The 14295-nt window shown below is 44.9% G+C and carries 9 protein-coding genes; all 9 read right to left on the bottom strand.

Annotation, left to right across the window (positions count from 1 at the left end):
* Positions 1 to 54: 54 nt before the first annotated feature.
* On the bottom strand, positions 55 to 1710 hold the full coding sequence (locus FDF36_RS14800) for an amino acid permease (protein ID WP_005775365.1): 1656 nt from the start codon (positions 1708 to 1710) through the stop codon (positions 55 to 57).
* Positions 1711 to 1967: 257 nt separating this feature from the next.
* Complete coding sequence (locus tag FDF36_RS14795; protein WP_220391857.1) at positions 1968 to 3293, bottom strand: TolC family protein; 1326 nt, start codon at positions 3291 to 3293, stop codon at positions 1968 to 1970.
* Positions 3290 to 6325, bottom strand: coding sequence for an efflux RND transporter permease subunit (locus FDF36_RS14790; protein WP_220391856.1), 3036 nt, complete (start codon positions 6323 to 6325; stop codon positions 3290 to 3292). Before FDF36_RS14790 ends, FDF36_RS14795 begins: the two co-directional genes overlap by 4 nt.
* Before the next feature lie 14 nt (positions 6326 to 6339).
* Complete coding sequence (locus FDF36_RS14785) at positions 6340 to 7422, bottom strand: efflux RND transporter periplasmic adaptor subunit (protein ID WP_220391855.1); 1083 nt, start codon at positions 7420 to 7422, stop codon at positions 6340 to 6342.
* Positions 7423 to 8149: 727 nt separating this feature from the next.
* On the bottom strand, positions 8150 to 9082 hold the full coding sequence (gene rsgA, locus FDF36_RS14780; protein ID WP_220391854.1) for a ribosome small subunit-dependent GTPase A: 933 nt from the start codon (positions 9080 to 9082) through the stop codon (positions 8150 to 8152).
* Between the two features lie 95 nt (positions 9083 to 9177).
* Positions 9178 to 9738: a ribosome recycling factor gene (gene frr / locus FDF36_RS14775; protein ID WP_005775374.1), complete on the bottom strand. Its 561-nt coding sequence runs from the start codon at positions 9736 to 9738 to the stop codon at positions 9178 to 9180.
* Between the two features lie 126 nt (positions 9739 to 9864).
* Positions 9865 to 10923, bottom strand: coding sequence for an SH3 domain-containing protein (locus tag FDF36_RS14770; RefSeq protein ID WP_220391853.1), 1059 nt, complete (start codon positions 10921 to 10923; stop codon positions 9865 to 9867).
* Positions 10924 to 10930: 7 nt separating this feature from the next.
* On the bottom strand, positions 10931 to 11485 hold the full coding sequence (locus tag FDF36_RS14765; protein ID WP_220391852.1) for a L,D-transpeptidase: 555 nt from the start codon (positions 11483 to 11485) through the stop codon (positions 10931 to 10933).
* A 10-nt stretch (positions 11486 to 11495) separates the two neighbouring features.
* The gene (locus tag FDF36_RS14760; protein WP_220391851.1) at positions 11496 to 14291 is read right to left on the bottom strand and encodes an SH3 domain-containing protein; all 2796 of its coding nucleotides are present in this window, start codon (positions 14289 to 14291) and stop codon (positions 11496 to 11498) included.
* Between the last annotated feature and the right edge of the window lie 4 nt (positions 14292 to 14295).

The following is a 14295-nucleotide window of genomic DNA, read 5'->3' as shown; positions in this document are numbered from 1 at the left end:
AGATTATCTACGTAATAAATAATCTGTGTAATCTGTGGTGAACTCGTTTTTAGACTATTTTTGCTTCGCTGTCCCTTTCCAGATACGCATCATATAATATGCACAATGCGTGAATGCGAAAACGAATGAGATTATCAGCAATACTTTACTTTCGTCCCAACCCACCGTCTGCTGGTGCCATAGCCCGGTGATGACACAAAGCACAGACAGTGCGATACCGATCATGTTCAGTGCCGATTGTCCCCGGCGGTTTTTCACGCCTTGTTCCAGTTTGCTGTGCTTCATACCATAGCCAACGTAAATATCCAACCCGATGAGCATCCACAATACCAGACGTATCCAAGTATCGGCGGGAAGGAAAAGCATCATGCACAGGCAGGTGAGTATTCCTAAAATCGGGACGAGTGGCACAAACGGAGTTTTAAAAGAACGGGGGATATCCGGCATGGTCTTTCGTACTACCAATACGGCGGCACATACCAGTGTGAAAGCCATCAGTGTGCCGATGCTGGTCATCTCTCCTGCAAGGCGTGCCGGGACGAATGCAGCCAATAAACCTACTATCAGCATGAACAGGAGATTGCTGCGTGCCGGTGTGCGAAACTTTTCATTGATGTGCGAGAAGAATGGAGGGAGCAGACCGTCATGGCTCATACTCAGGAAGACGCGGCTTTGTCCCAATAGAGTGACCATAATTACAGAACAGTAACCGAACAGGATGGCAAGAACGATAGCACGGTTCAACCAGGGATAGTCCGGATGGATGATGCCTGCCGCATCGGTATGCCCCATATGTTCGATGGCAATAGCTACCGGTGCAATGCCCTGTTGTCCGCTAAACTCGGTGTAGTGGGCAACTCCCGTCATTACGTGGGCAAACAGCATATAGAGCACAGTACAAACAAGGAGTGATACCAGGATACCGATCGGCATATTTCGTTTCGGGTTCTTTGTTTCCTGGGCGGCCGTACTGACAGCATCGAATCCTAAAAAAGCAAAAAAGACAATAGCTGCCCCGCGTAAGACACCCGAAATCCCATACTCTCCAAGTGTGCCTGTATTGGCGGGAATGTATGGAGTATAGTTATCCGCATTGATATATTTCCAGCCCAATACGACAAAAATAGCGATCACCGATACTTTGAGGAATACTACGATACCGTTAAAGATGGAGCTGCCTTCCGTACCGCGAATCAGGAAGATACTCATCAGTACCACGATCAGGAATGCAGGGATATTGACGATTCCTCCATCCCACGGGCAGGCGGTTAGTGCTTGCGGAAGATGTATGTTGAGCCCTTCAAGGAAGACCACGAGGTATCTGCTCCAACTGATACTGACAGTGGTAGCCGCTACTGTATATTCAAGGACAAGGTCCCAACCGATGATCCAGGCAATCAGTTCGCCCATGGTGGCATATGAATAGGTATAGGCACTTCCGGCAACCGGAATCATGGAAGCAAATTCCGCATAGCAGAGTCCTGCAAAACAGCATCCCAGTGCGGCAATGGCAAATGAAAGTGTAATGGCCGGTCCTGTATAGCCTGCTGCTACGGTTCCGGTGATTGAGAAGAGTCCTGCTCCGATAATGACACCGACACCCAGTGCTACCAGACTCCAGGGACCTAATACTCGTTTCAATGATTTACTTCCTGACGCATTGGCCTCTGCCAACAGGGCTTCAAAGGGTTTCTTTATGAATAATCCCATCTTTCTGTTTCTTTTTTTACTTAGTTGTACGTGGTACACAAAGAGTCGTGGGAAATATCGCTTGGTTTGCCCGCCGTACTCTTGTGATTGGATTGGCTGCAAAGATAAGCAATCTGAACGGGCGATACAAGGCTTCTTTTGTATTAAAACAAACGGTTCCGTCGACTTAAAAGGTGGGGGCGTGTCAAAAGTCTTTCCCTCTGTGGTAAGTTTTGACACACCCCCGAATGTTGTAAGGAGAAGGGCAAAGTGTACGTTTAGTCCAGATATTTTGTTATTTTCCCACTGATCTGTAGCAGGGAGATTTCGCATAACTTAGTGTCATATTCGGCAGACAGAATTCGTTCTTCGGCATCCAGTAGACTTTTCTGCGCTTCCCGCATTTCGATGCCCGAAAGGTTCCCCAGCATGTAGCGTTCCATGGCTATCTCGTGATTCTCTTTGGCGGCTACGAGATTTTGTCGTTCCAGTTTCAGCATTTGCAGATTGTTCTGGTAGGCTTGCCACAGATTGCTAAGGTCCGCTTTCAGCCCTTGTTCCAGTTGTTCGCGTTGAAGGCGGGCATTTTTTATGGCAATGCGTGCATTGTTCTTTTCGCGTCGGCGATTTCCATCGAAGATGTTGAAGCCTACCGTTACTCCAAAATTGGCTCCCAGATTACCTCTTTGGCTATTAGCGGCAACGTCGTACTTATTGAAGGTATATCCGTATCCGGTATTCATCTTCAGGTAAGGGTAGTTGCGCGAGTTTACCTTCTTATAGTCCAGCATGGCGAGCGTGTTGTTTTGTTCAGCTTTCAACAGTGATGCGTTGGTCAGTAAGGTAGCATTCCACAACTCTTCGAATCGAAGTCCGGCATTCACTTTTATAATGCTGTCTTCTATCACGAGCGGTTGATCCACATCTTCGTTGGCCATCAGTTCGTTTAACTGGATGCGCGAGGTATGCAGCAATTCCTGTTGTTTCATGTATTTGGCACTATCGGCGTTGAAGTCTACTTTTGCCTGTTGATAGTCCAGGCGGGAGAAGTTCCCGATGTGGTAACGCTCTTCTACGATTCGCAGGCGCTCTTTCGACAAAGATACCGCATAACGGAAATTCTGCAAGCGGATTTTTTGCTGAACATAGTTGTAATATTCGGCTGCCAGATTGGCTATCAGGTCCTCGATGGCGATACGGGTATTGGTTTCTCCCTGTAGTTGCAGCTCTTTCAGTATCTGGTAATTGGCTGTGATGTTAAAGCCGTCGAAGATGGTCCAGTTCAAGTTCAGCCCCACATTCAAGGTTTGGTCGAAGACACCGTTTTCTTTTATCGATTCTCCGGTAGCCCGGACCTTGGTATTGGTGTTGTCCACTGTCCCCTTGTAGCCTGCCGTAAAATCGAGTGTCGGCAGGTAGCCCGCGTTGCCCGGGGTGGCGTTGTTCCTGCTCACTTGCTCTTCATTGCGGACTATTTGCAGGGAGTAGTTATTCTGAAGTCCATACTCCAGGCAGGACTTCAGGGTATATATTCGTGGCTGCTGTGCCTGCATGGCAAAAGGAGCACAGCACAATGCTATAATAAATAAGACGATCTGTTTCATTCTTGCTTTAATTTATTACTTCGGTTCGTCGAAATATAACTATAAATGGCAGGTACGATGTACATGGTCAGCAGGGTAGATACCAACATACCTCCCACTACAGCCGTACCCATTGCGATACGTTGGTTGCACCCTTCACCCGAGGCGAAAGCCAGCGGGATTAGTCCTAAGATAGTAGAAGCACTTGTCATCAGGATAGGACGTAGGCGTTGCAACGCCGCATCCTTGATGGCTGTCATCTTATCCTCACCTGTTTCCTGTTTCTGATTGGCGAACTCTACGATCAGGATGCCGTTCTTCGCTACCAGGCCGATCAGCATAATAATGCCGATCTGGCTGAAGATGTTCATTGTAATACCTCCAAAGTACATGAATACCAATGCACCAGCAATGGCCAGAGGCACGGTCAGCATGATAATCAGCGGGTCTTTGAAACTTTCGAACTGTGCTGCCAGGATCAGGTAAATCAGTACAATGGCCAGAATAAAGGCAAACATCAGGCTTGAAGAACTTTCACGGTACTCTTTCGAATCACCGGTTAATGCTGTGCGGAACGTGTCGTCCAGTGTCTCTTTGGCTATCTTATCCATTTCTTCCAATCCCTGTCCGATGGTTTTTCCCTCGGCCAGTCCGGCAGAAACAGTAGCCGAAACAAAACGATTGTAACGATACAGTTTCGGGGGGGCGATGCCACCGGTCAGTTCAATCAGGTTGTCCAATTGCACCATATCGCCTTTGTCACTACGGATGTAGATTGATTTCAGATTGGCGGGTGTGTTACGTTGCTGGCGGTTGATCTCTCCTAAGATCTCATATTGCTTGCCGTTCATATAGAAGTAGCCCATTCGCTGTCCGCTCAGACCGTATTGCAGGGTCTGTGCGATGTTACGTGTACTTACCCCCATGATGCTGGCTTTGTCGCGGTTGATATTAATGCGTGCCTCTGGCTTGCTGAACTTCAGGTCTACGTCTGCCATCTGGAATACCGGGTTCTCGTAAACCTTCGCCATGAACTTGGGCAGTACTTCCTGTAGCTTTTCGATATTAGTGGCCTGCAATACGTACTGGACGGGCATACCGCCACGCCGTCCGCCAAAAGAAGATGACTGCTGGACGAATGAACGCGCCATCGTCTTTTTCTGTACTGCTGCCGATAGTTTTTCGGCCACATCCATCTGGGTGTAGTCACGGTCTTTCATGTCTTTCAGCGTGATGCGCACATTACCGCTACCACTCGATACACGGGCGGTTACCGATTCGGCATCCGGTACGATCGAGTCTACCAGATCATTGATGTCTTCCGTATAGTCCCGGATGTATTCATACGTCACACCTTCGGCCCCACGGGTATTGATACTTATTTGCGAGCGGTCTTCCAGCGGAGCCATTTCTGCAGGAATGTGGTTCCATAAGAAAGCGATAATACCGATTGTGATGGCTACAAAAGGTAAGGAAATCCAGCGCTTGTTGAGGAAAGCAGCCAGTGAACGACTGTACAAACGGTTCATTCCTTCGAAGAAGGGTTCTGTTTTCATATAGAACCAGTTTTGTTTTTCCCGTTTTACCAACAGTTTGGTGGCAAGCATCGGAGTAAAGGTCAGGGCTGCGAATGAAGAGATAATCACCGATCCGGAAACTACAATACTGAATTCACGGAACAGACGTCCTGTCATACCCTCCATAAAGACGATGGGGAAGAACACGGCCACCAGTGTAATGGTGGTGGAGATGACGGCAAAGAAAATCTCTTTCGCACCTTCGATGCCAGCCTCTTTCGGAGGCATACCTTTCTCGATGCGTACATAGATGTTCTCCGTCATTACGATGGCGTCGTCTACCACCAAACCCACCGCCAGCACAACGGCCAGCATGGAGAGCACGTTGATGGAGAAGTCCGCCAGATACATGACGAAGAAAGCACCGATCAGCGATACCGGGATCACAATGCAGGGAACCAGTGTGACACGCCAGTCTCGCAGGAAGAGGAAAATAATAATGATAACCAGGATGAAAGCCACGTAAACGGTTTCTTTCACTTCATTGATAGATGCACGGATAAATTTGGTATTATCGAATCCGTAAGAATACTTCACGTCTTCCGGAAGGTCTTTCTGCATCTTCTCCATACGTTCGTATACCGCATCGGCTATTTTTATATGGTTGGCACCGGGCTGGGGGATCACAACGATGCCCACCATGGGTACGCCATTCATCTTCATGTAACTTTTGATGTCGGCAGGGCCCAGTTCAGCTCGCCCGATGTCACTGAAACGGATGATGCGGTCGTTCTCTTCTTTGATGATCAGGTTGTTGAATTCTTCTGCGGTGTGCATCAACCCCAAGGTACGGATGGTGAGCTCTGTCGTATTTCCTTCGATACTGCCGGAAGGGAGTTCCACGTTCTCTTTGTCTACCGCATTCTTCACGTCGATGGGAGTGATCCCGTAACCGGACATCTTGATGGGGTCGAGCCATAAACGCATGGAGTACCGTTTCTCTCCCCAAATGGAGACACTACTTACGTCAGAGATCGTTTGTAACTGTTCCTTTACAGTCAAGTCGGCAATTTCACTGAGTTCCAGCAAAGAACGTTTGTCGCTTTGCAAAGCCACCATAAGGATAGGCATGGCATCGGCGTCAGCTTTCGATACGGTGGGAGGGTCACAGTCGCGCGGCAGATAGCGCTGGGCCCGCGACACCTTGTCACGCACGTCATTGGCAGCTGTTTCCAGGTCGACGGAAAGCTCAAACTCTACCGTGATACGGCTTTGTCCCTGTTGACTGACACTGGAGAGCGAACGGATGCCCGGAATACCATTGATGTTCTGTTCCAGGGGTTCGGTGATCTGATTCTCGATTACATCGGCATTTGCACCCGGATAGGAGCAGGACACCGAAATAATAGGGTTATCTACAGATGGATACTCCCGGACACCCAGGTAGTTGTACCCGATCAGTCCAAAGAGTAAAATGATGATGGTCAGTACCGTTGAGAGTACCGGTCGTCGTATACTTAATTCGGATATATTCATAAGGCGGTCGGGAGTTAATCGATGTGATCCAATATGACAGGCAGACCCGTACGAAGTTGCAGGGTTCCCGAAGTGATGATGGTATCACCCATTTGCAGACCTTTTATTACCTGCACTTCAGCTTCGGTACGAATGCCTGCGGTTATTTCTACCGGTTCAGCCTTGCCCGATTTATAGAGGAATACTTTATCCTTACCCATTTCCGGTACAATCGCTTCGGATGGGATGGCAATGGCATTCGGGATTTCTTCTTTTTTCAGCTGAATGCTGGCGTAGCGTCCCGGGAGCAGTGCTCCGTTACTGTTGGCATATAGGGCACGAACGGTCAGCGTACGGGTAGACTGGTCGATTCTTGACTCGGTTGCGTACACTTTTGCCGGGAAAGAACTTAATTTACCTTCCAGTTCGAAGTTGAGGTTGGTGCCCTTCTTTACCTGGCTTGCATAACGTTCTGGTACGGAAAATTCTATTTTCAAAGGAATAATTTTCGTCAGTTTGGCTACGATAGTGGTTGGTGAGGCATATGAACCGACACTTACTTGCCGGAGCCCGATTACTCCGTCAAAAGGAGCACGAAGTTCGGTCATGGCAATATTAGCTTTGACCAGGTCGATGTCCGCATTGAGGGTAGCCAGTTCCGTTTTTACTTGTTCGTAGGCTTCTTTACTGACAGCGTCCCGTTCAAGCAGAGCGTTCTGACGGAATACACGATCTTCGGCAAGCTTTAACTGAGCTACGAGGCGTTGCAACTGAGCCTGCAACTGACGGTCGTTTACTTTCGCCAATAGCTGTCCTTTTTTTACGGCACTGCCTTCGTCAAAGTTGATTTCAACGATCTTTCCCGAAGTCTCGAAAGAAAGATCCACTTCTTCATCAGGCATCAAGCTGCCGCTAATTTGAATCTGATCTGTCAGCAATTGTGGCTTTATGATCTTGGCATTTACATTCAGAACTCTTTTGTTGATCTGTTTGCCAGCCATCACTTTGTCGGCTGCTGCCAACTCTTCATTTGCTTTAGGAAGTTGAGAGTAGATACCCCAGCCTATCAGTCCGGCACCAATCAATGTGATGATGCCCCATTTAACCTTTTTATCCATGTCTTAGTATTAGTATATGTCCGTTCTAAGGTTAGACTAAGAGGGTGGGAAAAGGTTTAATCGGGAAATTAAAATATAGATTTATTTTTTGTGTTAAGGTGTCTTATTGATTATGTTTTCAGTATATGAAAGCCCCAATATCCTTTCAGTAAAAGGGTGAGGACTTATTGTAACAGCCATCGAATCATCCTCCTGATAAAGTGCGACGGTTCTTTTCTTCTTCGCGGATTACGAACTAACCAACGGTATTTGTTTTTGGTCTTAAAGGCTTGTATCCAAAATTATTATGATGAATCTCCGCTTGTTTATTCCGGCCCCGGTATGCGGGCTCATGGGCCTTGGTATACGGGCTTATAAGCCCGAGTATACGGGCTCATGGGCCCGGGTAGCGGGGATGGGATGAAGAACGGATCATTTTCGACTAAACAGTAAAGGAAAGCACAATGCTTTAAACAATGTATTCAGTTAATAAATACGTTCCTTAGTGTTGCCTATCAGTGTCTTAACGATTGGATGGCGCTCAAGTTAACGGGTGGAAGATGCGGGTGGAAGATAAACAGGCTGAAAATGCGATCTTCCACCGTGTCATTGCATTGATTATTAATGGAGTAAGTGGAAAAAGGTGAAAGATGGAAGATCGAAACGTATTTTTTGTAGGAGAAGCAGTTGCTCTGCCAAGTGAAGCATAAAATAGAATAAAGAATATTCTCTGAAAAATAGCAGAGATTCAGTATGCCGCACGGTATTTTCCTTCCTCCTTATCCTCAAGCATACTCAGATAAGAAGTGTAGCGTGATTCGCTGATGTAGTGCTCTTCTACTGCCTTTCGAACAGCACAACCGGGTTCTTGGCGGTGTGTGCAGTTTCCATATTTGCAGTTTGCCGAAGTCTTGAATATTTCAGGGAAGTAATGACCTATCTCTTCCTCTTCCATATCGAAAGTGCCGAAACCTTTGATACCCGGAGTATCGATAATGTATCCGTCTCCCGGTACAGGGAACATTTCGGAGAAAGTGGTGGTGTGCATTCCTTTGTTGTGATAAGCTGATATCTTTGCGGTCTTGACTTCCAGCCCCGGGACAAGGGCATTGATGAGGGTTGACTTGCCCACTCCCGAATGTCCGGAGAAGAGGGTTACCCGGCCTTTCAATTCCTCGCGTATGGCATCGACTCCTTCGCCGCTCAGTGCGGATATTTTAAAACAAGGGTAACCTATTTGGGTATAGAGGGTGATGAGGCTGTCCAGATAATGCAGTTCGTCTTTATCATAAGCATCCACTTTGTTGAAAAGAATCTTCACCGGTACACGGTAGGCTTCTGCCGACGCCAAAAAACGGTCGATGAAGGTGGTTGAAGTTTCGGGATAGTTAACAGTCACCACCAGCATACATTGGTCGAGGTTGGCTGCAAGAATATGTGATTGTTTGGAGAGGTTCGATGAACGGCGGATGATGTAATTTTTCCGGTCTTCTATCTCATTGATAAAGGCCGTTCCTTCCTGGTTGAGTATGATTTGTACACGGTCACCTACGGCAACGGGATTTGTACTCCGTATGCCTTTCAGCCGAAAATTACCTTTTATCTTACATTCAACCAGCTGCCCGTCATCGGTTTTTACCTGATACCAGCTACCTGTATTCTTTATTACTAATCCCTTCATGTTTTATAAGCAGCGAGTTACAAGTTACGGGCAATTAAGAAAGCTTTGAGACGTTATACACGGATGTGTATGGTAGCCCGTAACTTGTATTTAAATTATACGGTCATAATTTCTTTGTCCTTTTCAGCCAGCATTTCTTCAATCTTGGCAATGTATTTATCATGAACCTTCTGCAGTTTAGCTTCTGCATTCTTTTGTTCATCTTCAGCCAAACCGTCTTTTACAGCTTTTTTCAGTGCATCTATACCGTCGCGGCGCGCGTTACGGATGCTTACTTTAGCCGTCTCGCCTTCAGCTTTACACTGTTTGGCAAGTTGTTTACGGCGTTCCTCGGTAAGAGGGGGGATGCCGATGCGGATAATTTCACCGTTATTCTCCGGCATAATGCCGAGATCGGAGTCGATAATGGCTTTTTCAATAACCCGGAACATGCTTTTATCCCAAGGTTTAATCGTGATGCTGCGTGCATCGGGAGTGGTTACGGCAGCTACGTTGCTGATGGGCACCATGCTTCCGTAAGAGTCTACGCGGATACCATCCAGCAAGCGTGTGCTTGCTTTTCCGGCGCGGATGTGTGCCAGTGCTTCTTCCAGATACATCACTGCCATATCCATCTTCTCTTGTGATTCTTCGATAATCGTTTTTACGTCTACCATCTTATTAAGTATTTATAAAATTGGCACTTTGATTCATTTTGAAAACAAAAGTAGATTATTTTTTGATTATCTGCAACTATCTATAGAGAGAAATGCGTTGCCTGACGTTTCTCTTTCTAAATAGTATTATTGGAAATTATCGCAATAGGTGGTAGACGGGCTGCTGATATAACGTCCGCTTAAGTTACAACTGGAGCCACTGAGGTGACTACAATTGGAGCATCTTTTACCGCCGGATGAAGAAGATGATTTTCCTAAAAGTGAAAGCAGAAAGAGAGCAATTAGTACAATTAGTAAAAGGATGAGGAAATGAGCTACAATTAAGACAGTGGCTGTTGAACCAATTAAATAAGTCAATGTACAGATACACGCATGTTTCCATCCACCTTTGGGAAGTACTTTATTGAAAATAATACCTGTTTGCACAGATTGTCCGACAAGAAATCCAATTCCTATCACAGGCAAAAAGCCTGCAAAGAAAAAGCCACAAATGATAGCGCCTATGATACAGATGCCCCAAGTATATATTCCCCATGTCCAATTGAAAGTTGCGTAGGAATTGTATTGCACATCATTCAAGGTATTGAAAAAACACATCCATTGATTAAATACAACTGCCCCGAATATAAAGAAATTAATAATGGTCCATAGCCATCCTATTTTATCGGGAGTGCAAAACCAAATACTATTTGCGCCCATTGAAAACACATAAAATAGTTCTAACAAACAGACGGTAATGAATAAACTGAGGTTTATCGTATGTTCGGTGTCTTCCAGCGGAGTACTTTCTCCACGACGCATTCTAAGGATGAATAGCACAATAGAAAGTCCTAATATGATATAAACTAAAGGGCGGCAATCATAATTTGTTTGTCGAAACCAGTCGCTGAATGTATTTGTTGGAGCTTTTGCGGGAGGTGTTGGAGTAACAGGTCGTATGTAGGCCGTACTTACGTATCCATATCCGCCATTGAAGGATATCTTTGCCCATTCGCCATCTATTGATTCTACATTTACGATTCCCCCATGATTTATTGTTCCGATGACAGGAGCATTTGTGCTTCCATGACTACGTATGTTTAGAAAAGTATTGGCGGTCACTTCATACTTTTCCAAAGCTTGGGTAGAGAGGACTATAATGAATAGTCCGATACAAATGAACAGGAATCGTTTGAATGTTTTCATCAGTTTGTTATTTACTGGGTTTTATGTCTTTTACAGAAGGCGTGATGATAACAGTTGTCGGCACTTGGATTAAAGATACTAATTGCTCTAATTCTGAATTTTTGATTCGAATGCATCCTTCGGTCGCTCGGGTCCCAATAGATAATGGGTCGTGGGTGCCATGAATCCCAATTCCTTTATGTCCGGGTGTTTCTAACCGGATGAAATGATTACCGTATGCACCCTCTATTTCACCTTTCCCATCTCCAAAATCGTGTTTCCATTTAGAAGCATCTTGGATATCGATTACTTTAAAAGTTCCTTCAGGAGTTTTTAAATCTCCTTGTTTTTCCTTATTGCCATAATTCTTTCCACAAGCTATGTCGGCAGTGAATAATTCTTGGCCCTTATAGTCTATTAAGCGTAATTTCATTTCATCTTTTGAGATGAGAAGAATGTTCGCATTCTTAATTTGTGCCATTTGGGCAGTATGGTAGTAGTAGAAAGCTACTGCCATACCGCCTATAGAAAGGATAAATGTTAGATGCGATATAATTAGATATCGTATAATTTTCTTTTTCATTGTATTATGCTTAGTGTACAATTACTTGGCAGGAGAAGATTTTACTTCCCTCGTACCATATCTCGTACTGATAAGTACCTGGAGAATACACGTCACACTCTGGACTTCCCCAGCTTGTTAAATAAGAAACATTGTTATCAGCTCCGACAGCAGGTGTATATATACTATGCTTGTAAGTGTATCCGTTCGGCGAGTTCTTGTTGGCAATGAGTACACCATTGGGACGATAGATTTTGGCATACAATGTAATGTTTCTGGCCCCGTTTAGACTTGAATAAATAATCTTTGGTTTCAGGTATTGTAATTTATTTCCGTAAAGCGGCTTCCCATAATCTTCTAAAATAGTCCCTTTATCGTTTGAGTTGGCAAATAACATTGTTCGGATCTTGATGGGACACTCAACTGGTTTTGAAGAAACGGTTACAGCCTTTTCTGAATTGCCCTGAATTTGCACTCCGGTTGAATACAATAATTGTCCTTCGGACCAGAATTCTATCCGGTAAGTTCCAGAAGTGTACGCATCTCCGGTCGTATTTCCCCAACCGGCTAAATTAATATATCCGGATCTGTTTAGAGTTACTTTTTGTTCATTAGTATATCCGGAGGGTGATCCTGTTCCAGTCATTAAGTTCCCCTGTGGAGTGATAATTTTATATTTGATGACCGCTGAACTCTTCCCCGCAGGATTTTCATAGAAAATACGTGGAGACAAGTACTGAGTGGTGGTGGGGAGCTGTGTCCCAAATTGAGTAAGAACATTGTAACTTTTATCAGTGTTTCCAAAAAGTGCCTTCGTTATTTTTAGTCCGTTCTCGCTTTTTGTTTTTGACGGCTGCTGGTTGGTTGGGAGTTGAGGCGAGCGACTAACCGTAGCATTTGGAGTAGCATAGATAACTTTATATTTATCTGTTTTCCATGGATAATATTTAATATCTTTTATTTGGGCATTTTCTGTTGTTTGCTCTTGATATATAAAAACGGGAGTTTCGTCATCTGCAAACGAATAAATAGCCAGTACGCCTTCGTGTGTGGAGGTGTTGGATAAGATAAACGCAAATTCTGTAAACTTCGTATATCCGTTAGCCAGTCGGGGGTAAAGTACTGCGTTAGGTTTGACTTCTATAGGCTGTGCAAACAACTGCCATTGTCCCGTACCTGTTTTATAGTTGTTTTTCTTTATAAAGTCTACGAGTGCCAGCCGACATTTTGCTGTCGGTGCTCCTTCCATAGCTTCTTTGCTTCCCCATAAGTTATTCAACAATTCAAAATCAGCCTTACTTAGGGTGTAATTGGTAGATACATATCCTTTTTTCTCATTGGCTTTAATGTATGACCATCCATCTCCTTCTTTTTGGTAAGTGATGAGCTCCGAACCATAGGGCAGAGATTGGATACGATTATATTCTACATTTGCATTTTTATCGGAACGTTGCAGCAAGCTGGATACGTATACATAGGTACGCTCTGCGTCCCGATCAATGGCCATAGGTTTATACCAATATTGATAGCCGCAAAAGCCTATGATAGCGGTGATAATCAGGAACGACCACAAACCTCCGTGCCCCTTTTTAGGCGGAACTGTAGATGTTCGTCGGTTAGATGGGGTTCTTGGAGGAGGTGGCGGCGTTACCCGTGACTGCGGGGGCGGGGTAGAGGCCCGGTATTGTTTGATTGTGAATGTGTAAGTTGCAATTTGCAGATCATTCTCAAAGAACTCAATAATCCATTGGCCAGCGGAGAATACATTTCCAGACATACTTCCGAAGCCATTCAAGGGATATGCGGATCGGGAACCTGTGAGAGGGACATTACCATACCACGTATAACCGGACTTGCTGTTGCTGGCCGTCATGAGTGTCCTGTCGGGAGCGTATAATTTGTACCATATATCTACACTGCTCCCTCCTCTTAATACTCGATAATCAATTCGAGGCTGTAAATAGCAGCTACGAGTATCGAGCTCGGCCTGATTCGAAGGAATGGGATCACCTTTTTCGTCAGTATTGGCAATTACCAATCCGGTTATTTCAATGGAAGGGGATGTTTGCCGGGGAGGAGTTTGTGGTATTCTTTCCTGAGGGGTCCTTTCTTGTATCGGGTTTTCGCGGGTATATTTCGTCATGAACTTTTTGAAGTCCTCAAAAGTTTTAGAATCTTTTGTATAATATGTTTTGGCTATTCCACGAAAATCTTTGCTCCAGGTAATGATGTTTTTGTTATTGCTATGCAATTTGTCTGATGCGATTAGAATGGAGATATACTGCTCACATTCTTTTCGGGACGTTTCGTTAAATGTACCGTTTTTCCAGAAATTGGCTAAGAAACGGACAGCATCCCATTCATCTCGGTCCAGTTCATTCTGATTCTCGTATAACTGCGAATAAGTGCTTGCCCATTTTTTTGCATTTTGTTTTAATATGATATTTTGAGATTCACTGTTGACAGGTGTCTGAAGAGGAGCCGAAGAGCGGAGCGCAGAACTCTGATATAATTCCTTTAACGCATTTTGGAATACTAAAAATGTAGTTTCGTTTTTAGTGTAATACTTCCTGGCGATGGTACGAAACTCCTTACTCCATACAATAATTTCTTTATTATTGCTGTGTAATTTATCCGATTGTTCAAGAGTGCTTATCAGGTCCATGCATTCGCTGGTAGCATCCGGATCAAATTTTTTTCGCCAATAGTCGGCCAGTGTCTCTATAGCAGTCCATTCTGCTGTAGAGAGTTCTGTTTGTTTGCTTTTAAGAAATCGACAAGCTTCGTTCCACTTGCCGATTTCCAGTTTTAATAAAGTCTTATCCATTTAT

Source organism: Bacteroides fragilis (assembly GCF_019583405.1).
GTDB lineage: Bacteria > Bacteroidota > Bacteroidia > Bacteroidales > Bacteroidaceae > Bacteroides > Bacteroides fragilis_B.
Note: the sequence above shows the minus strand (reverse complement) of the source record. Positions and strands in the feature narration are given on the sequence as shown.